Consider the following 22,583-nt stretch of genomic DNA (forward strand, 5'->3'; position numbering starts at 1 on the left):
AACCGAATTGTATTTGTCCACTTTTGTGCGCCGGAAATCCAAAAATAGACAAACGAAGGGAAGTTAGGAAAATGTCTTTTAAATTCAAGTTGCCTGCTCTAGGCGAAGGTATCATGGAAGGTGAAATCGTTTCTTGGTCAGTAAAAGAAGGCGACACCATCAATGAAGATGACACATTATTAGAAGTGCAAAACGATAAATCCGTCGAAGAAATCCCATCTCCAGTAACCGGGAAAGTCCTGAAGATTGTCGCTCCTGTAGGTACAGTGGCGGTCATTGGCGATGTATTGGTGGAAATCGACGCACCTGGCCATGAAGAGGAAGGTTCGGCTACTCCTGCACCCGCTGCGGCAGCGGCAGTTACCGCTCCAACGGCATCGACCGGCGGCTTGTTCCAATTCAAATTGCCTGCATTAGGTGAAGGCATCATGGAAGGCGAAATCGTTTCTTGGCCTATCAAAGAAGGCGATACAATCAACGAAGATGATACATTGGTTGAAGTTCAGAACGACAAATCCGTTGAAGAAATCCCATCCCCGGTTACGGGTAAAGTAGTGCGCATCGTTGCGCCTGTCGGAACGGTAGCTGTCATCGGTGACGTTTTGGTCGAAATTGATGCGCCAGGGCATAATGGACCGGCTGCGGCAGCTCCAAAAGCAGTTGCTGCTCCAGCTCAAGCAGCTTCAAGTGCACCAGTTGCAACAGGTGTTCCAACAGCTGCAAATCCTAACAAACAAGTCTTGGCTATGCCATCCGTTCGGCAATATGCACGGGAAAAAGGCATCGACATCACAGCTGTAACGCCGACAGGCAAGGGCGGCCGTGTACTGAAAGAAGATATCGATAACTTCGGCGGCGCAGCTCCGGTTGCTGCAGCGGCCGTGGCTCCTGCAGTCCAAGCGCAAGCTTCGGCACAAGCGGCAGTCCAAGCAGCTCCGGTTGCTGCAGCAGCTGCAGCTCAAGCTCCGGCGCCTGCTCAACCATTCACTTCAAATATGGGCGAAATGGAAACGCGCGAGAAAATGTCTCCGACAAGAAAAGCGATTGCGAAAGCAATGGTCAACAGCAAGCATACAGCGCCTCACGTAACGTTGTTTGATGAAGTTGAAGTGTCCAAACTATGGGATCACCGCAAAAAATTCAAGGATGTTGCTGCAGCGCAAGGGACGAAACTTACGTTCTTGCCATACGTTGTTAAGGCTTTGGCGGCAACAGTACGCGATTTCCCTATCCTGAATGCTTCAATCGATGACGCAACTCAAGAAATCGTCTTGAAAAACTACATCAACATCGGTATCGCAACCGACACTGACCACGGACTGTACGTGCCGAACGTGAAGAATGCCGATGCTAAAGGTATGTTCAAAATTGCCGATGAAATCAACAACATGGCAGCGCAAGCACATGACGGCAAACTGGCAGCTGCAGATATGAGAAACGGCTCTGTTACAATCAGCAACATCGGTTCTGTAGGCGGCGGATTCTTCACACCGGTCATCAACTACCCTGAAGTAGCCATCCTGGGTGTCGGCACGATCGCGCAACAAGCTATCGTGAACGCTGAAGGCGAATTGGCAGTGGGTCGCGTAATGAAACTATCATTAAGCTTCGACCACCGTATCGTTGACGGCGCAACAGCTCAAAAAGCTATGAACAACATCAAGAGATTACTGGCTGATCCAGAATTATTATTAATGGAAGGGTGAGGATAGACAATGGTAGTAGGCGATTTCGCAGTTGAATTAGATACAGTTGTGGTTGGAGCAGGACCTGGTGGCTATGTAGCTGCCATCCGCGCTGCACAATTAGGACAAAAAGTAGCCATCATCGAAAGAGAATGGATCGGAGGCGTTTGTTTGAACGTCGGTTGCATCCCTTCAAAAGCATTGATTTCTGCTGGACATCATTACCAAGAAGCTTTGGATTCATCCATTTTCGGTGTCACAACTGAAAACGTGAAGCTTGACTTCACAAAAACACAAGAATGGAAAGACAATAAAGTCGTCAAAACATTGACTTCCGGTGTCGAGTACTTGCTGAAGAAAAACAAAGTCGAAATCATCCGCGGAAATGCATTCTTCAATGACAGTGAAACATTGCGTGTCTTCACCGAAGATGCAGCCCAAACGTATACTTTCAAAAATGCGATCATTGCAACCGGCAGCCGTCCGATCGAAATCAAAGGCTTCAAATTCGGCGGGCGCGTCATCGATTCGACTGGCGGATTGAACTTGGCTGAAGTTCCCAAAAAACTGGTCATCGTCGGTGGCGGTGTCATCGGCACTGAACTGGGCGGAGCATACGCTAACCTAGGCGCTGAAGTGACTATCCTTGAAGGATCTCCACAAATTTTACCGACTTTCGAAAAAGATATGGTCAAATTCGTCGAGAAATCCTTCCAGGAAAAAGGCGTCACAGTCGTTACGAAAGCAATGGCTAAAGAAGCCATCGACAACGGAGACAGCGTGACCGTCAAATATGAAGCGAACGGCAAAGAAGAAGTTATCGAGGCTGACTACGTAATGGTTACTGTAGGCCGCCGTCCGAACACGGATGATCTAGGACTTGAAGTGGTCGGAGTTGAAATGACTGACCGTGGTTTGGTTAAGGTCGACAATCAAGGCCGCACAAACGTAAAACACATTTTTGCAATCGGCGATATCGTTCCGGGTGCTGCGTTGGCTCACAAAGCTAGCTACGAAGCTAAAATTGCTGCTGAAGCGATTTCCGGACATCCTGCCGCAGTTGATTACCGCGCTATGCCAGGAGTTGCCTTTACGGATCCTGAATTAGCTACCATCGGCTTCACTGCTGCTGAAGCGAAAGAAAAAGGCCTGGATGTAAAAGCTTCGAAATTCCCGTTATCCGGTAACGGTCGTGCTTTGTCATTGAACCAGACTGAAGGCTTCGTTCGCTTAGTCACTACAAAAGAAGACAACGTTCTTGTCGGTGCGCAAGTTGCCGGTGTGAACGCGAGCGAAATCATCGCAGAGCTAGGCTTGGCTATCGAAGCAGGAATGAATGCAGAAGATATCGCGTTGACCATCCACGGGCATCCTTCGTTATCCGAAACAATCATGGATGCTGCCGAATTGGCTTTGGGTATGCCGATCCACATCTAATTTCAAAACAGTCAGAAGCAAAGAGAATCCGAATCCGGATTCTCTTTCTTTTTTTTGCCTTATATAATATAGTAGAAACAGGAATCAGATGGAGGGAAAAACATGCAACATTATGACTATCCGTTCGAAGCAGAATGGTCCAAAGAGGAAATCATCAAAGTCATCGCTCTGTGGAATGCCATGGAGAAAGCTTATGAAAATGGAATCGGTAAAGAAGAGTTTATGAGAGCCTATCGGGAATTCAAGACGGTGCTGCCTTCTGTCGGCCAGGAAAAGAAATACAGCAAGCAGTTTGAGAAAGAATCAGGGTATTCCTTGTACAGAGTGCTGCAGGAAGCCAAAAACAGCGATAAAAGCAAAATTTTTCTGGGGCAGCGATAAGAAAATTTCTGCGCTTGTCGGCGGAAGCTGGAGGAGATGAGGGTTTGATGGAACAGATCGGTAATAGAGATCGCTTGATAAAGTCCTGGTTATACGAAGCTGCAGCAATCCTTCGGGATTCCTTCCATGAGGAACTTGAGATTGACGAAAAGACATCGCGGACGGATCTGGTGACGAATATGGACCGGGAAATTGAAGTGTTCCTGTACGAAAAAATCACTAATCATTTCCCCGGTGAGCGTATTTTGGGGGAAGAGAGCATCGGGCACGATCTGAAGGATTTGTCAGGTGTTGTCTGGATCATCGACCCGATCGATGGAACGCTCAATTTCATCAAGCAGCAAGCCGAATTTGCGATCATGATCGGTGTTTATGAAGACGGCATCGGCCGATTGGGTTATATTTATGATGTTGTCAGAGATGAGCTTTATTTTGCGATACGCGATAATGGTGCCTTCTGTAATGAGCGCCGATTGCCGATGGTCGAAAACAAACCGCTGTCGGAAGGTTTGGTGGCGATAAGCAACCGTTTGGTCATGGCGGATGCAGGAGAAGCTCGCCGGATCGCCAGAAAAAGCAGCGGGTTGCGTGTGAATGGATCAGCCGGGCTGGAGACAGCGTGGGTCGCCTCAGGCAAGTTGATAGCTTACATCGCTCCGAGCTTGGCTCCATGGGATGTTGCTGCCGGGTTGGTTATTGCCGAAGAAGTAGGTTTGGTCTATAGACAAGTTACGGGAGAAAAAGTGAATCTGTTGGGGAACAATGCGATCATCGTTGCGAATGAGCATGCGTTTCGGGAAATCAGCGAGACCATGCGAATGGGTGAATAACCAATTTATTAGAGTGGACAGGATACAAGAGTTTGTATTTTGTTCATTTTTTTTCGGTTAACGAAAGGTGTCAGAAAATCTGACACGAACAGGCGAAATCGGAGGTTATTTTAATCACCTATTTTGTTGAGGGGAAATTTTTTTCTCAGAAAAGGGATCAGATTAAAACGGCTAAATGTGAAACAATATTAAAAAATGATAAATAAATGAGTGTGATTAGGACTTTTTAATTCTTCTTGGATAAGAGACTTTCTCATTTTTGGTTAATTTCAAGTCCCTTTCTCATCCGTTCTAATCAAAAACCTGACATGGGCGCGTAAAGTTTTTCCGATTGATTCCACGCGATTGCGGTATTTTTTTCCTTTAAAACATTTACATTTGATTAAATTATGGTTATAATTTTCGTATTCAAAGAGTTGGATGTGAAACAGATGATAAATGGGGGTTATAAAATGTCGGATTTTAATCAAAATGCCATAGCTTCTTTTAGTTTGGATGGTCATCAATATGAATACTATAAATTAAAAAAATTAGAAAATAATGAAAAAATCAAGATTGCTAAAATGCCTTTCTCGATCCGCGTGCTGCTTGAGTCTTTGTTACGTCAAGTGGGAGAAAGCGGAATCAAGGAAGAGCATGTTGTCACCTTATCTAACTGGAGTGCCTCCGAAACAAACGAGGGAGAAATTCCTTTCAAGCCTTCCCGGGTAATCCTGCAGGATTTTACAGGAGTTCCGGCAGTGGTGGATTTGGCTTCCTTGAGAAAAACCGTCCACGACTTAGGCGGCGATCCCGCTCTCATTAATCCGGAAGTGCCTGTTGATCTGGTCATCGATCACTCCGTGCAAGTCGATAACTTCGGGTCACCGCAAGCTTTGATCGCGAACATGAAGATGGAATTCTTGCGCAACCAGGAGCGTTACCAATTTTTGAGCTGGGCGCAAAAAGCGTTCGACAATTACCGCGCAGTGCCTCCAGCTACCGGGATTGTGCATCAAGTCAATATAGAATACTTAGCTTCGGTCGTAACGGAGAAGGCAATCAACGAAACCAAAAGCTTGGTCTTCCCTGACACGTTGGTCGGAACGGATTCGCACACGACGATGGCAAACGCGCTTGGCGTATTGGGCTGGGGAGTCGGCGGAATCGAAGCGGAAGCCAGCATGTTGGGCGAACCTTCATTCTTCCCGGTTCCTGAAGTTGTAGGGGTACGCTTCATCAACACGCTTCAGGATGCGGCAACAGCGACTGACTTAGCTTTGAAAGTGACGCAAACCCTGCGCGAAATGAAAGTTGTCGGCAAATTTGTCGAGTTCTTCGGTCCTGGGTTGACTTCCATGACTTTGGCGGACCGTGCGACTATCGCCAACATGGCGCCTGAATACGGCGCAACCTGCGGATTCTTCCCGGTTGATGATGAGGTATTGAACTACTTGACGCTGACCGGACGGGATGAAAAACATGTGGCTATCGTGGAACAATACGTCAAAGCCAATGACCTTTACTATAGTGTTGAAGATCCTGAACCGGAATACACTACCGTTGTTGAAATTGATTTGAGCACAATCGAAGCCAATGTGGCTGGTCCGAAACGTCCTCAAGATCTTGTGCCGGTTTCAAAACTGAAAGAAGATTTCCAAAGATCCTTGGTCGCGCCAAAAGGCAATGCCGGATTCGGATTATCGGAAGAAGATACGAACAAAGAAGTTTCTCTCTTGATTGATGGAGAAGAAGTGAAAATGAAAGCCGGAGATGTTGCCATCGCAGCCATCACAAGCTGTACGAATACATCAAACCCTTACGTAATGCTGAGTGCCGGATTGTTGGCAAAACGGGCAGTGGAGCTGGGGCTGAACGTTCCGAAATACGTAAAGACCTCACTCGCACCTGGATCCAAGGTCGTCACTGCTTATTTGGACAACGCAGGATTGCTGCCTTACATGGAAAAACTGGGCTTCAACACTGTCGGGTACGGCTGTACGACCTGCATCGGGAATTCAGGACCACTATTGCCTGAAGTCGAAGAAGCGATCAAAAACAACGACTTACTGGTTTCGAGCGCTTTGAGCGGAAACCGAAACTTTGAAGGCCGCATCCACGCTTTGGTTAAAGCGAACTACCTGGCTTCACCACCATTGGTCGTCGCTTATGCCCTAGCGGGTACAATGAACATCGATCTGAAATCCGAACCGATCGGCAACGGCAAAGACGGCCAACCGGTCTACTTGGCGGATCTGTGGCCGGATAGACACACTGTCGAAGCGATGATCCGTGATTTCGTGACCCCGGAGATATTCAAAGAAGAGTATCTGCATGTGTTCGATGACAATGCCGAGTGGAATGCGATCGAAACGAATGATGATGCGTTGTACCAATGGGAAGAAGGATCCACTTATATCGCGAATCCACCATTCTTCAACAATTTATCGCCGGAACCAAAAGCGATCGAATCCTTGAAGGAATTGGCGGTTTTGGGCAAATTCGGTGACTCGGTTACGACCGACCACATTTCCCCAGCGGGAAGCATCGGCGTCAATACACCAGCCGGACAATACCTGTCGTCGAAAGGTTTGGGCGTCCGTGATTTCAACTCATACGGCGCAAGACGCGGAAATCATGAAGTGATGATGCGCGGTACGCTAGCGAATATCCGTATCCGCAACCAACTGGTTCCTGCCAAAGAGGGCGGCGTCACCATCTACTGGCCGACAGGCGAGGAGATGAGCATCTATGCAGCATCCGAGAAGTACCGCGAAAACGGTACTGGCCTGATCATTCTCGCTGGTGATGACTACGGAATGGGCTCATCGCGCGACTGGGCTGCCAAGGGTGTCAAACTGCTTGGCGTCGAAGCGGTCATCGCGACAAGCTACGAGCGGATCCACCGTTCCAACCTGGTGATGATGGGCGTTCTGCCGCTACAGTACAAAGCGGGCGAAAACGCCGAAAGCCTGGGCTTGGATGGATCAGAAAAAATAACGATCGACTTGAACGACAGCGTCGGCATTCATGCTGAAGTGCCGGTGACAGCGACGAAAGCGGACGGCCAAGAAATCCGCTTTACTACTATCGCCCGCTTCGATTCAGAAGTGGACATGACTTATTACCGCAACGGAGGCATCCTGCCGATGGTCATCCGTAAAAAAATGGGGCTTGCTTATTAAGCGGCAAGCCGCCCGATTGCCGAAGAGGGGTTTTTGAAAGGAGAGAAAAATCATGGAAGTACATAAAGGATTAGCAGATGTTGTCGTATCAGAAACCTCCCTAAGCGCAATTGTTGAGGGACAGTTATCCTTCTCGGGATACAATATCGACGAATTGGTCGAAAAAGATGCATTATTTGAGGAAATCATCTTTTTGTTGTGGAATTCGAGAATGCCGAACAGAGAAGAATTCGCGGAATTGCAGCACGATCTGCACAAACACATGGCTTTATCCGAAAGTGTGATTGCCTGCCTGAAGATACAGTGCCGTCAGAATCTTCATCCGATGAGTGTCCTGCGCACGACGGTCTCATTGCTGGGTGTGTTCGATCCGTATGCGGAGGAGATGGATGAGCGCTCTGTATATATCCAGGCAATTTCGATACAAGCAAAAATTCCGACGATTGTAGCTGCATTCGCCCGATTGCGCAAAGGTTTGGATCCGATCGCGCCCCGCGAAGACCTTTCTTTCGGAGCCAATTTCCTGTATATGTTGACAGGTGAAGAGGCAAATCCGGATCTGGTCAGAGCGTATAATCACTGTTTGGTACTCCATGCCGATCACGATCTGAATGCCTCGACATTCACAGCCAGAGTCGCTGCTTCCACCATGACGGATGTCTATTCCTGCATCACGGGTGCAATAGGAGCCTTAAAAGGGCCTTTGCACGGCGGAGCCAATGAACGCGTATTCGATATGCTTTCGGAAATCGCTGAATCGGACACCAGAGATGTCGCAAGTTACCTGAAATCAAAGCTGGACAATAAAGAAAAAATCATGGGATTCGGCCACCGTGTCTACAAAACCGAAGATCCCCGCAAAAAACATTTGAAACGCATGGCGAAGGAATTGACCCAAGAATTCGGCAAGGAAGACTTGTACAACCTTTCCTGTGAAGTGGAAGACTATCTCTTGCGAGAAAAAGGCTTGATTCCGAATGTGGACTTCTATTCGGCCACCGTCTATCACTGCTTCGGAATCGAACACGATCTCTTCACACTGCTGTTTGCGATGAGCCGCGTCTCCGGGTGGTTAGGCCATGTGTTCGAGCAAAAGCATGAAGCTACTTTGATCCGGCCACGTTCTAAATACGTGGGACCCGTGAATCTGACCTACATGCCTATATCTGAAAAGGAAACTATTGGAGGTAATACGTTATGACACTTGGCGAAAAAATTGTTATGAATGAAGTTGGTTTGCAGGTTCCGGATTTTCCGATCATCCCTTTCATTGAAGGGGACGGCATCGGCCCGGAAATTTGGCAAGCATCGAAAAAAGTATTCGAGGCCGCTGTTGAGAAAGCGTACGGTGCTTCCCGCAAAGTCGTTTGGAAAGAGGTTCTGGCAGGTGGGAAAGCTTTCGACCTGACAGGGTCTTGGCTGCCCGATGAAACGATGGATGTGATCCGTGAGCACCTGGTGGCCATCAAAGGGCCATTGACGACTCCGATCGGCGGAGGGATCCGCTCGCTGAACGTTGCTTTGCGCCAGACTTTGGACCTTTACGTCTGCCAACGCCCTGTCCGTTATTTCGACGGCGTGCCGTCTCCGCTGAAAGAGCCTGAAAAGACCGATATGGTAATCTTCCGCGAAAATACCGAAGATTGCTATGCCGGAATCGAATTCGAAGCGCAAAGCGAAGAGGCAAAACGGATCATTGAGATATTGCAGACCCAATTCGGCGTGAACAAAATCCGATTCCCTGAAACTTCCGCAATCGGTGTCAAGCCGGTTTCGATAGAAGGTTCGGAGCGTTTGATCCGCAGCGCAATCGAATATGCGTTCGAAAACGGGCGCACTTCCGTTACCTTGGTCCACAAAGGCAATATCATGAAGTTCACCGAGGGCGGTTTCAAGAAATGGGGATACGCCCTGGCTGAGCGGGAATTCGGGGATAGGGTCTTCACTTGGGGCCAATACGATGCCGTCAAGGCTGCGGATGGCAGAGCTGCTGCGGATAAAGCCTATGAAGAGGCTGTTGCAGCCGGTAAATTGATCATCAAGGACCGGATTGCCGACATCTTCCTTCAGGAAATTTTGATGAACCCTGAGAAATACGATGTCATCGCGACATTGAATCTGAATGGGGACTACATTTCCGATGCTTTGGCTGCCCAGGTCGGCGGAATCGGGATTGCTCCGGGAGGAAACATCAATCCGGATACCGGACATGCCATCTTCGAAGCTACGCATGGCACTGCGCCGGAATTCGCCGGCTTGGATGAACTGAATCCTTCTTCGGTGTTGTTGTCCGGTGCCATGATGTTCGATTACATCGGCTGGAACGAAGTCGGCCAACTGATCATAAGCGGTATCGAAAAGACGATCGCGAACAAAACGGTCACACGCGATTTCTATGATCTGATGGATGATGAAGCGGCCCAGAAAGTCAGCTGCTCCGGATTCGCAGAATTGATCATCAAAAACATGTAAGCAAAAATGCAAGGGATCAGAGGCATAATCATTGCGGATTATGCCTCTTTTTGCGGGTGCTTGACGGGTGTGGATCCGCACGTCCGGTTGTGCGTCTTGTCAGCGGCGCGATTCGGAACGGCACCAGATGGAAAAAGTTTTTCAAGAAAGCCGTTACATTTAACTTTTTTCTTTCCAAATGGGTTCGGAGGTGATAGACTGGACAAGTTGATAGTTGTCTTCATGAGTTTTCAGCGTGTTTTCACCTGGGTGGATGCTGGGGATTGATGGGAAGTTCAAATTCAGAATTGTGATCGACTATATAATAGTAGCAAAAGTTGGCATATCATAAAGCAAAGCAACACAATTAAAAAATTTGGAGGAAAACAACAAATGGAATTTAGGAAAGATATTCGTAATGTTGCAATCATCGCCCACGTTGACCATGGTAAAACAACATTAGTAGACGAACTTTTAAAACAATCAAGCACATTGAACGAGCGCACCGAATTAGCGGAACGCGCTATGGACTCGAACGACATCGAAAAAGAACGCGGAATCACAATCTTGGCAAAAAATACAGCTGTTGACTATAAAGGCACTCGTGTCAACATCATGGATACGCCAGGACACGCGGACTTCGGTGGAGAAGTAGAGCGGATCATGCGCATGGTTGACGGGGTTGTACTTGTTGTTGATGCCTATGAAGGAACAATGCCACAGACTCGTTTCGTATTGAAAAAAGCACTTGAACAAAAATTGACACCGATTGTTGTCGTCAACAAGATCGACAAACCGACTGCAAGACCGCAAGAAGTTGTGGATGAAGTTCTGGAACTGTTCATCGAATTGGGTGCTGATGATGAACAATTGGAATTCCCGGTTGTCTATGCTTCGGCAATCAACGGGACATCGAGCTTATCTGATGATCCTAGCGACCAAGAAAAAACAATGGATCACGTCTTCGATACGATCATCGAACATATTCCGGGCCCTGTGGACAACTCAGCTGAGCCATTGCAATTCCAGGTTGCTCTGTTGGATTACAACGATTTCGTCGGCCGTATCGGTATCGGCCGTGTATTCCGCGGCACAATCAAAGTCGGCGACCAAGTATCCTTGCTGAAACTGGACGGTTCCGTGAAGAACTTCCGTGTAACGAAGCTGTTCGGTTTCTTCGGCTTGGAGCGTCTTGAGATCGACCAAGCCGTCGCAGGCGATCTGATTGCGGTTTCCGGTATGGAGGATATCTTTGTCGGCGAAACTGTGACGCCTGTCGACCACCAAGAAGCGTTGCCGGTGCTGCACATTGATGAGCCGACGCTGCAAATGACATTCCTGACGAACAACTCGCCGTTTGCCGGCCGTGAAGGCAAATGGGTCACTTCCCGCAAAATCGAAGAGCGTCTGATGAGACAGCTGCAGACGGATGTATCGTTGCGCGTGGAACCTACCGATTCTCCGGACGCGTGGATCGTATCCGGCCGTGGAGAACTGCACTTGTCCGTCCTGATCGAGAACATGCGTCGTGAAGGCTATGAGCTGCAAGTATCCCGTCCTGAAGTTATCATCAAAGAAATTGATGGCGTGAGATGTGAACCGTTCGAACGCGTACAGATCGATACTCCTGAAGAATATATGGGATCGGTAATCGAAACGATCAGCCAACGCAAAGCCGAAATGCAGGATATGCAAAACAGCGGCAATGGCCAAGTCCGGATCATCTTCTTGGTGCCTTCCCGCGGCTTGATCGGCTATTCAACTGAGTTCTTGTCCATCACACGCGGTTACGGCATCCTGGCCCACACTTTCGAGGCATACCTGCCGGAATTGCCGGGCAAAATCGGCGGACGCAGCAAGGGCGCGCTCGTCTCGACTGAGACAGGCAAATCGACGACTTACGGCATCATGGGCGTCGAAGACCGCGGAACGATCTTCATCGAGCCGGGTGTGGAAATCTATGAAGGGATGATCGTCGGTGAAAACGCACGTGACAATGACATCGCAGTCAACATCACGAAAGCGAAACAAATGACGAATATCCGTTCCGCAACGAAAGATTCCACGAACGTAATCAAACGTCCGCGCACATTGACGCTGGAAGAATCGCTTGAATTCATGGGAGAAGACGAATACTGCGAAGTAACTCCAGAAAGCGTACGCCTGCGCAAGCAGATCCTGGACAAAAACGAGCGCGAAAAAGCTGCCAAACGCAAGAAAAAAGCAGAATAATCCGACTGACAGTTCTGGAAAAGGTCCACGGCACCCATTGCCTTGGGCCTTTTTTCTTTCCGGTCGGACAAAATGCCGTGCCTCGACAAACGAGCAAAGCGTGTGCCCACGGATCAGGCCGGAAAGGAAAGGCTGTAGGCGCCAGCCTATTTGTCTGGTATAATAAACTTGAACGAGTTTTGTATTGACCGCAAAAACTGCGGAGCTGGTTCATCGGATAATGAATTGCCTTTTGAGGGGAGGAATTGAAATGGATACCATCAATAAAACAACTGCTTTGGAAATCTTGATGCAAGATGCCGAAAAGATATATAAACTGATCAACAGTCAAAAAGAACACCTCTGCTTCGCGAACTGTCCGGCTTTCGAGGATGTGGTGGATACACAAATGTACGGGTTCTCCCGGGAAGTCGATTATGCGGTAAAACTGCAGATCATTTCGAAAGAGGAAGGACACAAGATCCTGAGCGATCTTGAGACTTCTTTGAACGCCATGTACAATAACTATTTCGACCAATCGAAAAACGATTCCGCCGACAAAGGGGTTTAGTTGCCTACATGATAAAAAATGCGATCAAGAAAAAATTCTCATTCATGGATTGGCGCCTATTGATCCCCTACATCATCCTGTCCGGCTTCGGGATACTGATGGTCTACAGCTCCAGCAGCTATCGTGCCATGACGGATTACAACAATTCAGAATATTTTTTTTACAGGCAAATTATTTTCACCACCTTGGGTTTGCTGGGTGCGCTCATCGTTTCGTTCCTGTCCAAGCGCCTGTTCAAAGATGAAAAATTACTGATGTTCGTTATGCTGGGTCTTTTCGGTATCCTGGCCTATCTTCTGCTTTGGCCGGGCACCGCAACGAAAGGTGCGCGCGGATGGATCTACATCGGATCTTTTGGATTCCAACCAGCCGAGTTCATGAAATTGAATCTCATCCTTTATCTGGCCTGGTTCATTTCCAAGCACCAAAACCGGATCGACGCCGTTTTTTATGATACTATGAAGAAACCGCTGGCGATCACGGCAGCAGCAGTGGCGATGGTCTTTTTGCAGCCTGATCTCGGCGGGGCAGCCATCATTGCATTCATCTGCCTGGTCATGTTCCTCCACAGCGGCGTCAAAGCCAAGTACGGCATCGTGACATTTGGTGCTATCGGAGCGCTTTACGGTCTTGTCATCATCATGGTGAAAACGTTCGGCAGCAGTATTCCTTTCATGCAGTCCTACCAGATGGAAAGGATCACTTCCTTCATCGATCCGTTTGCCGACATACAGGATTCCGGGTACCAGGTAGTGAATTCGTATTACGCCTTGAGCAGAGGCGGCCTTTTCGGCGTAGGGATCGGGGAGAGCATCCAAAAGTCCGGCTATCTGCCCGAGCCGCACACCGATTTCATCTTGTCCATCGTCGGGGAAGAGCTGGGGCTGATGGGCATCGCTTTCGTTCTGATCCTGTTTTTCTATATGGTCTATCGCATTTTCCGGAACGCGATCAAAATGAAGGATCCGTTCGCACAACTCGTGTGTGTGGGGATCGGGACCATGTTTCTCGTCCAAGGAGTCATCAATGTCGGGGGGGCAACCGGCTTGATGCCCTTGACCGGAGTCACTTTCCCTTTCGTCAGTTATGGAGGATCCAGTCTGCTGGTATCGGCCGTTTCGATCGGTTTGGTCAACAATATGCATATCAATGATCAAATCGCCAAGCAACCCAAACAACCCAAGTAAAGAGCTGGCTTCCAGCTCTTTTTTTGAATCATTGCTTGGACTCGAACGGCAGGCACTGTTCAGATGGCGCACCGCGTTTGCGCTTGTTTTGGCAGGGAGCGGAAGCGCCAGAAAATTTCTCGAATTCTGCCCCGATAGAGTATAATGATAGGTATCGCAGCAGGCCGCCGAGGCCGCAGCAAAGACGAAAACGGTATGGAGGGCAGGCAAAAAATGAAATTTTCAATAAAAGTAGCGTCTCTGTTCGTCTTATTCATTTTCATAGCCTATGCGCATCCGCTCTTTGGTGACAAGGCTGAACGCGCTGTGCCGCCTCCGGAAGCAGTAAGGCATGAGCAAACGGACTTCGATGAAAATGCGGGTTACCCATTGCCGGTGACGGGCTATGAATCCTACATCGGTCAGCCCATCTCCGCCTATACGGCAAAACATGGGGAGCCGGTACGCATCGGCAAAGCCTACGGGGACAGTGAGTGGTGGACGTTCGGGACGACCTCAGCTGACTATATCCAGATAGGCGTCAAGGATGACCGCATCCAGTCTCTTTATATCCTTGGCAACAAAATCGAAGCGGGCATGTATACGATCGGCATGACGCAGGAAAATGTGCTTGAAGAAGGTTATTTGGCAAGGAATTTTGAACTCGCAGCCGGCGACACGACGTACGCGCTGGCTCTGTCGAAAGAACAAAAAGAGCGGACCCCGTTGATCCAGTTTGAGAACAACAGTTTTGTGATTCTGCTGTTCGATGCGGGGACAAAAACGGTGTATGGGATGTATTTCCTCTCGAATGAAGCCTTATTGGACCTGGGCTATTATCCGGTTGTTTCAGAAACAGCCTATGAAAACGGCCAGGATGACTGGGAACGGGATGCGGCCGCAGATGAGGAAAATATCCAGCAAATGAAAAGCATCGTGAGCATCCTCAGGGAACGCCGAGGCTTGCCGCTCCTCCAGGAATCGGAAGCGCTGAAGACAGCCGCAGGGGAGCTGATTCCGTCCGAAGACGACATCAATGACTTCACTGCGACATTCACCTTAAGCGATCAACGCATTGCGAAAAAATTAGCGGAAGTGGCACCCGATACCAGAACGGCCTATTTTTTTGATGATGATTGCTATAGCGTCCCAACGTTCTTCCTGAAGCAGCTGGATATCGAGGTTCTTTTTGCCGACTATTTGACGCAATATGCCGTCGCGGGCAATGATCATTACCAGTTGGTCCTTTTCGGGGAATAGGTGAAGTGCCGACAAAAACGGTTGAGTCGTTTGTTGATTCAAGCTATACTACAAGAGGACGTCATCCACAGATACGAGGCAGGGGATTAAAATGATCATTAATGAAGAGTATTTTGCGCTGGAAGACCAAACGCTCCGACTGGTGGAAGCAATCTGCAACGGGCAGGAGATGACAGCCTACAAGGAAGCGAAGCGCCACTTGGCACAGGATGATGTGGCAAAAGCCAAGATAAAAGTCTTCAATGAAGCGAAAGAGGCATATGAAAGGGTGGAAGCCTATCCTGACTTTGCGCCGGATTATCAGGAACTCAGACAACGGGTGTACCAAGCGAAGAGGCTGATGGACTTGGACGAATCGGTCTACCGCTTCCGGGCAGCGGAACGTGAATTGCAGTTGCTTTTGGATGGGGTTTCTGAAAGATTGGCGCATGCCGTTTCACCAGATATATTGGTTTCTGCAGGGGATCCTTTCTTTCAATCGGGGGATTCGACTTTGCCCGCAGCATGCCAGATACACATTTCCAGTAGGGGGTAAGCAGATGAGTTTAGAAGTTACCAAAAGGCAAGGCATCGTTGTCTGGGTCTATACCTTAAGGCAAATCAAAAATTTGAAAAGATACGGGTACATCCATTATGTCTCCAACAGGATGAAGTACATCCTGTTGTATGTCGATCAGGAAGAGGCTGAGGCCACCGCCGAAAAATTGAACAGTCTGCATTTTGTGCGCAAGGTGGAATTGTCGCATCGGCCTGAGATCGATATGACACTGAAGAATGCTCTTCCTGGGAAGAAGGAGCGCGATGACACTGAAGCGGAATACAATGAATCCGCCTTTGAAACGAAGACCTATTCTTTTTAAGGGGCATTCCGAAATAAAAAATATTTGTTTGTAGGTGAGGACATATGCGCGTTATCGCAGGAGAATACAAGGGGCGCCGGTTGAAAAGCGTTCCCGGAAGCAACACACGCCCGACAACGGATAAGGTCAAAGAGTCCTTATTCAACATCATCGGCCCGTTTTTCGACGGGGGAGTAAGCTTGGATATGTTCGCGGGCAGCGGCGGCCTGTCGATCGAAGCGGTTTCCCGGGGCATCGACAAGGCCGTGCTGTTCGAAAGGAACCGGAAAGCTTTGGATACAATCAAGGAAAACATTGCTGTGACGAAGGAAGAGGGGAAATTCGCCGTTTATGCAGGCGATGCACGGAAAAACCTTCGCGTTTTTGCCTCGGAAAATCCGGGCACGCAATTTTCTTTGGTATTTCTTGATCCGCCTTATGCCGAAGAAAAAACAGTGGCCGATATCACCGAGATGATCACCTTGCGGTTGGTGAACGAAAAAACGCTGTTCGTCTGCGAAATGGCAAAAGAAAACACCTTGCCGGAACGGATCGGGCCTTACGAAAAGTGGAAGCGCGCCGTTTACGGAACCATCGCCATCGAAATGTTCGACTATTACCAGGAAGGATGATTCCATGAAAAAAACAGCGCTCTTTGCCGGTAGTTTTGACCCGTTGACAAATGGACACATCGATACGATCGCCCGCGCAGCCATCGTGTTCGACGAAATTGTTGTCGCCGTGTCGACCAACACATCCAAGCAGTCTTTATTCGATGGAGAGCAAAGAATCCAGTTGGTCGCTGAAGCTTTGCGGGATTTTCCGCAAGTCCGCGTCATCCGCCATACCGGTGGGCTTACGATCCAAATGGCCCGGGATGTTGGCGCCTGCGCCCTGCTGCGCGGCATCCGCAATGTGAAGGACTTCGAGTATGAACACAGCATTGCTTCGATGAACAAACTGCAGGCTCCGGACCTGGAGACGGTGATCTTGCTGTCGTCGGAAAATTATCGGTACCTCAGTTCCAGTCTTATCAAAGAAGTCGCGATGTTCGGCGGGGATGTCTCTTCTTTGGTTCCGGCCAACATCAACGCGGCCATCGTCAAGAAGTTTGCGGGCAGCGCATTCAAAGCTCCGAAATAGCCGAATAAAATCAGAAAGTTGCATAAGGTTGGGCAAGGACCATCGGTTCCTTTCCCGGCCTTTTTCCTATTTAGCGCACCCCAAGGTGACTTGTTGCGGAAGCGAGAATTTTTTTGTTTCCGTTTGCGGATGTTGTCAATGGAGGCGAAGGGTGGGGCGGATAGGATGATGGAGGATATACGTGAGTGGGTTGCCTGTCATAAACAGGCAGCAATCGGGTTTGCCGCTTTGTTGGTGGTGATGACGACAGGCTTTTTTTGGTTTTTTTGGACAGGCGCCGGGATGGATGGCGATGCGCTTGAAGCCGGAACAGATGGATTGGTGCTGGATGAAACTTACCTGGCATCGGCTCCGGTTGAATCAAGCGCACCGCCGCAATCGGAGGAGACTGATCTTACTGAAGAAATCATCATTATCGACATCAAAGGCGCTGTGAATAAACCTGGCGTATACCGGGCCGAGCCGGATATGCGCGTAATGGACATCATTGATTTGGCGGGCGGTTTGGGCGAATCAGCAGATCCGGATAAGGTGAATCTGGCGCAGCGCGTGACGGACCAGATGGTGATTTACATACCGGCCATCGGTGAAGAGACCACTGCTCCTCTTCCGGCGCCCGAAAACAGCTCGAATGAAGCAGTAAGCGAAAGCCAAGCGTCCGGCGAAGGCGACAAAGTGGACATCAATACAGCCGATGCCGCGCTGCTGCAAACTTTGACAGGAATCGGTGAAAAAAAAGCTGCGCTCATCATCGCTTATCGTGAAGAGAACGGCTCTTTCCAGACGATCGAGGAAATAATGGGAGTTTCAGGAATCGGTGAAAAAACCTTCGAGGGGTTTAAAGACACAATCACGGTCGGGGCAAAATAAAAAATTGAATCAATCGGACAGCTCTTGTATACTTATTTCATATATGGATGGAGGTTAGTTGCATGGAAAGAATTCCTTGGAATCAATATTTTATGGCACAGAGCGTGTTGCTCTCGTTACGGAGCACCTGCAAACGTTTGGAGGTCGGTGCCACGATCGTCAGAGACAAACGCATCATTGCCGGGGGATACAACGGGAGTGTTTCCGGTGATGTCCACTGCATCGATGAGGGCTGCTACGTCGTGAACGGTCACTGCGTCCGCACCATCCACGCGGAAATGAATGCAATCCTGCAGTGCGCCAAATTTGGAGCCCAGACGCAGGATGCGGAAATATATGTGACTCACTTCCCTTGTCTGCAGTGCACGAAAATGATTTTGCAGGCCGGAATCAAGAAAATCTACTATTTGGAAGATTATCATAATGACTCCTACGCGATCCACCTTTTGGATACAATGGACATTCCGTATGAACAAGTCCCCCTCGATCCGGATTACTTTTCCCTGTTACTGAAACGAAAAGAACAATCGCATGATGGTTCTGCTGCCTGTTGCGGCCATCAGCATGACTGACCATTAAAGGCTATCTGCTTCTGCCGGCCTTGCTCGTCTTCCCGATAACCGTAATTTGGTTTGACAGAGCCAATTTCTTTGCGTGGGCACTTTTGGGTGCCGTTTTGCTGCGTCTTTTCTTGATGCAATCCAGGAGTTTGAATGTTGTTGCCGCCGCAGTGGTCGCTGCAAGTCTGTTGAGTCTGCACGTTCACAATTGGTCAGGCGGTTCCGAGTTCAGCTTGCAGGAAGCGGAGGCAGGCCAGAGCGCGGTATTGCGGTTGGACCCGAATGACGTGCGGATCAACGGCGACCTCCTGTCCGGGGAAGCTTTGCTTCGCATGGGAGGCAAGGAAGAACGCGTATACTTCTATTACACAATCAAAACGGAAGAAGAAAAGATAAGCTGGGAACAGCAACGGTCAGGGCGATATTTTGCCGCTGAGGTCGAACTGGAGGCGCCTGAGGCTGAGCGGAATCTTCACCAATTCGATTTCAAAGAGTATCTGGCCAGGAAGGATATCCATTGGGTAGCCACTATCGATGCACTGCAATTCCAGCGTGAGGACCGCTCTGCCTTGGCCTGGCTTGGCAGCATCAGAAGAGCCATCATTTTGATGCTGGAGCAACTGCCGGCTGGGCAAACGACCGACTACATTCAGACCATGCTTTTCAACCAAGCGCACGCCATTGCAGGAGAGACATTGGACAGCTACCGCGGAATCGGTTTGTTGCATCTGTTCTCCATCTCCGGCATGCATATCCAATTATTGTTGGCTCAAGTGCGCTTTTTACTGCTGCGGATGAGAGTCAGCCATGAGACCACAAACAAACTTTTGGTAGTGTTTCTGGTCGGTTATGGGGTGCTGACCGGATGGGGAATCGGTGTTTTTCGCGCTATCTGCACTCATTTTATCCTTTTGATCGGGAGGATCTTCGGCCGGCCCGTCGAAGCGAAGGATGCCTTTGCGCTGACGGTATTGATCACGGTATTGTACAATCCGTTGCTGATCTATTCGGCAAGTTTTCAACTGAGCTATCTTTTGGCGGCGTTGCTGTACTTTATCGCTCCCGTGAGCGCAGAATGGAAAATGAACGGGTTCCTGAAGGATATCTGCTTGACGGCGCTCATGACAATCGCATCCTTTCCTGTTGTCGCCTATCATTTTTTTGAAGTGTCGTGGCTCGGGATTTTTATGAATGTGATTTTTTCGTTCTTTTTTTCCTGGTTGCTTTTTCCGCTGTTTTGGACGTTGTTCTTGTTGGTGCTCGTATCTCCTCGAAATCCGCTCTTGGGTTTGTTCTGCTCGGTTTCGGATAAGTTACTCTCCGCATTGGAAATTTTCGCGGGAACAGCTGCGGATCTGGATTTTGCTGCCCTCGTAACCGGGAGGCCGCATGCCTTTTATTTTGCGTTGGTCGGAGCAGCAGTGGCAATGCTACTGTTGAACATTGAAAAGAAACAAAAGGACAACCGCGTGCTTGGTTTTCTGATAGCGGCCATCGGATTGTTTGCCTTCTCTCCTCAGTTGTCCCCTGCCGGCAAAGTGGTCATGGTCGATGTGGGACAGGGGGATGCCATCCTGATCATAACGCCTTTTCATCATCGCGCCGTGCTGATAGATACAGGCGGCATGATCGCTTTTGAAAAAGAAGCTTGGCAGGTCCGAGAAACGTCCGCCACTGCTGGCAAAAAACTCGTCATGGCCATAAAAGCGGAAGGCGTTAGAAAATTGGATATGGTGTTTCTGACGCATGCCGATCAGGATCATGTCGGCTCGCTGCGGGAACTGGCGGAAGGATTGCCGATCGCTTCAGTCTATTTTCCTAAAGGGGCGGAAGGCAATGAGGAGTTTGCTGCCGTGCTGCTTGAAATGCAAAAAGAGAAGCGCGTAGGCATATATCCCGTCCTGGGAAGAGTTGATTTGCCCATTTCGGCTGATATGGTTTTTCGCATACTGGCGCCTCTATCGCCCGGAGCAGGCGGAAATGAGGACTCGTTGATCATCCATGCGGCCATAGGCGGATTGGACTGGCTGTTCACCGGCGACCTCGGAGAGGAAGGCGAGGAATTGCTGCTGCACACCTATCCGAATCTGAAGACCGATGTTCTGAAAATCGGCCACCATGGGAGTGCGACATCCAGCTCGGAAAGTTTTTTGGACCAACTCCAGCCTAAGGTCGCTTTGATATCCGCCGGAAAAAACAACCGCTACGGCCATCCGGAAGCGGAGGTCCTGGAACGGTTAGAATTGCGTAACATACCCGTATACCGTACGGATCAACAGGGAGCCGTCCACTTCCTCTACGGATCAGGGGAAACGGAATGGCGAATCGTTTTGGAGCAACAAAAAAATAAATAATGAAGATGGTGCAAACGTGAATTATACAACAGAGATGTCCAAGATAAAGAAAGGTCAGTTTCACCCGATCTATCTATTTCTGGGCAAAGAAGACTTTTTCATAGAGGAAGCGAAGCAACTGCTCCTTCGCACGGTGGTCGACGAGTCCGACAAAGAGTTGAATGTCGGCATCTTCAATATGGATGAAACCCCTTTGGATCGAGCGCTCGAAGACGCGGAGTCGTTGCCGTTTTTCGGGGAAAGGCGTCTGGTCATCATCGAAAACCCGCTGTTTCTGACGGCCGAAAAAGCCAGAAATGGGCTCGACCATGATCTTGGCTGGTTGGAAAGCTATCTGGAGAATCCTTCAGAATCCACGGTATTAGCAATTTTTGCACCTTATGAAAAATTAGACAGCCGAAAAAAATTAACGAAAATTTTGGGGAAAAAAGCAGTCACGGTGGACGTTTCACCTTTGGCAGAAAAGGAAGCCCGCAAATTTTTGGGGGATATGATCCGCAACGAAGGATTCCAGATGAACCGCGATGCGCTCGAATTGTTTTACGAACGGATCGAAAATCAACTGTCACGTGGGATGAGGGAGTTGCCTAAACTGTTTTTGGCCGGATCCGAAGACAAGAAAATCACCAGACAGATGGTGAGTGACCTGATTCCGCGAAATCTGGAACAAAACATTTTTGAATTGGTGACACAGGTTCTCAACAAGAACACCTATCAAGCCATCCAGATTTACCGGGATCTATTGCTCCAAAAAGAAGAACCGATCAAAATAAACGCGATTCTTCTCGGGCAATTCCGCCTGCTGCTGCAAGTGAAGCTGCTTTCCAGGAACGGCTATCAGCAAACCGACATCACAAAAGTACTGAAGATCCATCCTTATCGTGTGAAATTGGCTTTTCAACAAGTGAAATATCTTTCCGAAAAAGTGCTGGCGGACGCCTTTAAAGGGCTGGTCGAGACGGAATACAACATGAAGACAGGGCAGGGCTTGAAAGAAATCCAGTTCGAATTGTTTCTGATCCGGTACGCTAACGCAATGTCAAAACAGTAGAATCATCAGCAAGGAAAGCGGATCACCGCCAAGTTGCATCCATTCAAAAAAGGCCGAAGGCGGACCAGTTCAACTGGTCCGCCTTCGGCCTTGCGTTTTGGAGTCTCCTAAACCGAAAAAATTATTTGGCTAATTTTTTAGTTAAACGAGAAATGTCGCGAGACGCTTTGTTTTTATGAATTAAGTTCTTAGAAGCTGCTGAATCGATAGATTTAACTGCCGCTTTCAATAATTCTTCGCTATTTTCAGCGCCTTCTGCTACTGCAGCTTCAAATTTTTTGATAGCTGAACGCATAGCACTCTTTTGAGCGTTGTTTTGTAGGTTAGCTTTTTCGCTAGTACGAACACGTTTGATTGCTGAATCGATATTTGGCATTGGGTTCACCCCTCTTTCCGTATTTCTATAACTATTAGGCTGTTTTGCCAACATGCCATATTATACATAATTTTGGAGGGTTGTGCAATAAAAAATGAAAGAGATTCCTTTTTTGCCCACTTCGGACTTGAATTTCAGGACACTATTTTCCGGGTTTTTGCGTCAAAATCAGGCGAGAAGATGGAAAAGCAACATAGTGTACGAAAGTATGTTTGGGTGGTAGAATAATCTTAA

20 protein-coding genes are annotated in these 22,583 nt (G+C 48.7%); 19 read left to right on the forward strand and 1 reads right to left on the reverse strand.

Going from position 1 to position 22,583, the window contains the following annotated elements; genetic code table 11:
- Positions 1-71: 71 nt before the first annotated feature.
- From BMX58_RS08190 to holA, 19 genes are all read left to right on the forward strand, one after another.
- Positions 72-1,706: a 2-oxo acid dehydrogenase subunit E2 gene (locus BMX58_RS08190; RefSeq protein ID WP_068623667.1), complete on the forward strand. Its 1,635-nt coding sequence runs from the start codon at positions 72-74 to the stop codon at positions 1,704-1,706.
- A gap of 9 nt (positions 1,707-1,715) precedes the next feature.
- Positions 1,716-3,122 carry a dihydrolipoyl dehydrogenase gene (gene lpdA / locus BMX58_RS08195; RefSeq protein ID WP_068623665.1) on the forward strand — a complete coding sequence of 469 codons (1,407 nt, stop codon included), beginning with the start codon at positions 1,716-1,718 and terminating at the stop codon, positions 3,120-3,122.
- Positions 3,123-3,224: 102 nt separating this feature from the next.
- Positions 3,225-3,503 (forward strand): UPF0223 family protein, encoded by a 279-nt coding sequence (locus tag BMX58_RS08200; RefSeq protein WP_068623663.1) that lies wholly within the window; start codon positions 3,225-3,227, stop codon positions 3,501-3,503.
- A gap of 47 nt (positions 3,504-3,550) precedes the next feature.
- Positions 3,551-4,333, forward strand: coding sequence for an inositol monophosphatase family protein (locus tag BMX58_RS08205; protein WP_068623661.1), 783 nt, complete (start codon positions 3,551-3,553; stop codon positions 4,331-4,333).
- Between the two features lie 452 nt (positions 4,334-4,785).
- Entirely contained in the window at positions 4,786-7,497 is a 2,712-nt protein-coding gene (gene acnA / locus BMX58_RS08210) for an aconitate hydratase AcnA (RefSeq protein ID WP_068623659.1), read from the forward strand.
- Positions 7,498-7,549: 52 nt separating this feature from the next.
- Positions 7,550-8,698: a citrate/2-methylcitrate synthase gene (locus BMX58_RS08215; RefSeq protein WP_068623657.1), complete on the forward strand. Its 1,149-nt coding sequence runs from the start codon at positions 7,550-7,552 to the stop codon at positions 8,696-8,698.
- On the forward strand, positions 8,695-9,969 hold the full coding sequence (gene icd / locus BMX58_RS08220) for an NADP-dependent isocitrate dehydrogenase (protein WP_068623655.1): 1,275 nt from the start codon (positions 8,695-8,697) through the stop codon (positions 9,967-9,969). The genes BMX58_RS08215 and icd overlap by 4 nt, the downstream gene beginning before the upstream one ends.
- Positions 9,970-10,341: 372 nt before the next feature.
- On the forward strand, positions 10,342-12,180 hold the full coding sequence (gene typA / locus BMX58_RS08225; RefSeq protein ID WP_068623653.1) for a translational GTPase TypA: 1,839 nt from the start codon (positions 10,342-10,344) through the stop codon (positions 12,178-12,180).
- A 250-nt stretch (positions 12,181-12,430) separates the two neighbouring features.
- Positions 12,431-12,730, forward strand: a complete 300-nt coding sequence (locus tag BMX58_RS08230; protein WP_068623651.1) for an Fpa/YlaN family protein — start codon at positions 12,431-12,433, stop codon at positions 12,728-12,730.
- A gap of 8 nt (positions 12,731-12,738) precedes the next feature.
- Positions 12,739-13,917: a putative lipid II flippase FtsW gene (ftsW, locus tag BMX58_RS08235; protein WP_068623649.1), complete on the forward strand. Its 1,179-nt coding sequence runs from the start codon at positions 12,739-12,741 to the stop codon at positions 13,915-13,917.
- Between the two features lie 213 nt (positions 13,918-14,130).
- Positions 14,131-15,156: a CAP-associated domain-containing protein gene (locus BMX58_RS08240; protein ID WP_068623646.1), complete on the forward strand. Its 1,026-nt coding sequence runs from the start codon at positions 14,131-14,133 to the stop codon at positions 15,154-15,156.
- Between the two features lie 91 nt (positions 15,157-15,247).
- Positions 15,248-15,691, forward strand: a complete 444-nt coding sequence (locus BMX58_RS08245; protein ID WP_068623644.1) for a YlbF/YmcA family competence regulator — start codon at positions 15,248-15,250, stop codon at positions 15,689-15,691.
- 4 nt (positions 15,692-15,695) lie between these two features.
- Positions 15,696-16,016: a YlbG family protein gene (locus BMX58_RS08250; RefSeq protein WP_068623642.1), complete on the forward strand. Its 321-nt coding sequence runs from the start codon at positions 15,696-15,698 to the stop codon at positions 16,014-16,016.
- A gap of 44 nt (positions 16,017-16,060) precedes the next feature.
- Positions 16,061-16,627, forward strand: coding sequence for a 16S rRNA (guanine(966)-N(2))-methyltransferase RsmD (gene rsmD, locus BMX58_RS08255; RefSeq protein WP_068623641.1), 567 nt, complete (start codon positions 16,061-16,063; stop codon positions 16,625-16,627).
- A 4-nt stretch (positions 16,628-16,631) separates the two neighbouring features.
- Positions 16,632-17,138: a pantetheine-phosphate adenylyltransferase gene (gene coaD / locus BMX58_RS08260; protein ID WP_068623639.1), complete on the forward strand. Its 507-nt coding sequence runs from the start codon at positions 16,632-16,634 to the stop codon at positions 17,136-17,138.
- Positions 17,139-17,303: 165 nt separating this feature from the next.
- Positions 17,304-18,008, forward strand: a complete 705-nt coding sequence (locus tag BMX58_RS08265; protein ID WP_068623637.1) for a helix-hairpin-helix domain-containing protein — start codon at positions 17,304-17,306, stop codon at positions 18,006-18,008.
- Between the two features lie 62 nt (positions 18,009-18,070).
- The gene (locus tag BMX58_RS08270; RefSeq protein ID WP_068623635.1) at positions 18,071-18,580 is read left to right on the forward strand and encodes a ComE operon protein 2; all 510 of its coding nucleotides are present in this window, start codon (positions 18,071-18,073) and stop codon (positions 18,578-18,580) included.
- Positions 18,581-18,717: 137 nt separating this feature from the next.
- Entirely contained in the window at positions 18,718-20,922 is a 2,205-nt protein-coding gene (locus BMX58_RS08275; protein ID WP_162268636.1) for a DNA internalization-related competence protein ComEC/Rec2, read from the forward strand.
- Between the two features lie 16 nt (positions 20,923-20,938).
- Positions 20,939-21,973 carry a DNA polymerase III subunit delta gene (gene holA / locus BMX58_RS08280; RefSeq protein WP_084253971.1) on the forward strand — a complete coding sequence of 345 codons (1,035 nt, stop codon included), beginning with the start codon at positions 20,939-20,941 and terminating at the stop codon, positions 21,971-21,973.
- 121 nt (positions 21,974-22,094) lie between these two features.
- On the opposite strand, the gene rpsT is transcribed toward holA, so the two are convergent.
- Positions 22,095-22,349, reverse strand: a complete 255-nt coding sequence (rpsT, locus tag BMX58_RS08285) for a 30S ribosomal protein S20 (protein WP_068623631.1) — start codon at positions 22,347-22,349, stop codon at positions 22,095-22,097.
- Positions 22,350-22,583: the final 234 nt, after the last annotated feature.

The sequence above is a fragment of the Trichococcus ilyis genome, from assembly GCF_900109135.1.
GTDB lineage: Bacteria > Bacillota > Bacilli > Lactobacillales > Aerococcaceae > Trichococcus > Trichococcus ilyis.

Bases quoted from the DNA above. Each gene is read 5' to 3' on its own strand.
- BMX58_RS08240 (WP_068623646.1), top strand. From the start codon at position 14,131: ATGAAATTTTCAATAAAAGTAGCGTCTCTGTTCGTCTTATTCATTTTC.
- BMX58_RS08270 (WP_068623635.1), top strand. From the start codon at position 18,071: ATGGAAAGAATTCCTTGGAATCAATATTTTATGGCACAGAGCGTGTTG.
- BMX58_RS08230 (WP_068623651.1), top strand. From the start codon at position 12,431: ATGGATACCATCAATAAAACAACTGCTTTGGAAATCTTGATGCAAGAT.
- typA (WP_068623653.1), top strand. From the start codon at position 10,342: ATGGAATTTAGGAAAGATATTCGTAATGTTGCAATCATCGCCCACGTT.
- BMX58_RS08190 (WP_068623667.1), top strand. From the start codon at position 72: ATGTCTTTTAAATTCAAGTTGCCTGCTCTAGGCGAAGGTATCATGGAA.
- BMX58_RS08265 (WP_068623637.1), top strand. From the start codon at position 17,304: ATGATGGAGGATATACGTGAGTGGGTTGCCTGTCATAAACAGGCAGCA.
- acnA (WP_068623659.1), top strand. From the start codon at position 4,786: ATGTCGGATTTTAATCAAAATGCCATAGCTTCTTTTAGTTTGGATGGT.
- rpsT (WP_068623631.1), bottom strand. From the start codon at position 22,349: ATGCCAAATATCGATTCAGCAATCAAACGTGTTCGTACTAGCGAAAAA.
- coaD (WP_068623639.1), top strand. From the start codon at position 16,632: ATGAAAAAAACAGCGCTCTTTGCCGGTAGTTTTGACCCGTTGACAAAT.
- BMX58_RS08250 (WP_068623642.1), top strand. From the start codon at position 15,696: ATGAGTTTAGAAGTTACCAAAAGGCAAGGCATCGTTGTCTGGGTCTAT.
- BMX58_RS08215 (WP_068623657.1), top strand. From the start codon at position 7,550: ATGGAAGTACATAAAGGATTAGCAGATGTTGTCGTATCAGAAACCTCC.
- icd (WP_068623655.1), top strand. From the start codon at position 8,695: ATGACACTTGGCGAAAAAATTGTTATGAATGAAGTTGGTTTGCAGGTT.
- rsmD (WP_068623641.1), top strand. From the start codon at position 16,061: ATGCGCGTTATCGCAGGAGAATACAAGGGGCGCCGGTTGAAAAGCGTT.
- BMX58_RS08245 (WP_068623644.1), top strand. From the start codon at position 15,248: ATGATCATTAATGAAGAGTATTTTGCGCTGGAAGACCAAACGCTCCGA.
- ftsW (WP_068623649.1), top strand. From the start codon at position 12,739: ATGATAAAAAATGCGATCAAGAAAAAATTCTCATTCATGGATTGGCGC.
- lpdA (WP_068623665.1), top strand. From the start codon at position 1,716: ATGGTAGTAGGCGATTTCGCAGTTGAATTAGATACAGTTGTGGTTGGA.
- BMX58_RS08205 (WP_068623661.1), top strand. From the start codon at position 3,551: ATGGAACAGATCGGTAATAGAGATCGCTTGATAAAGTCCTGGTTATAC.
- BMX58_RS08200 (WP_068623663.1), top strand. From the start codon at position 3,225: ATGCAACATTATGACTATCCGTTCGAAGCAGAATGGTCCAAAGAGGAA.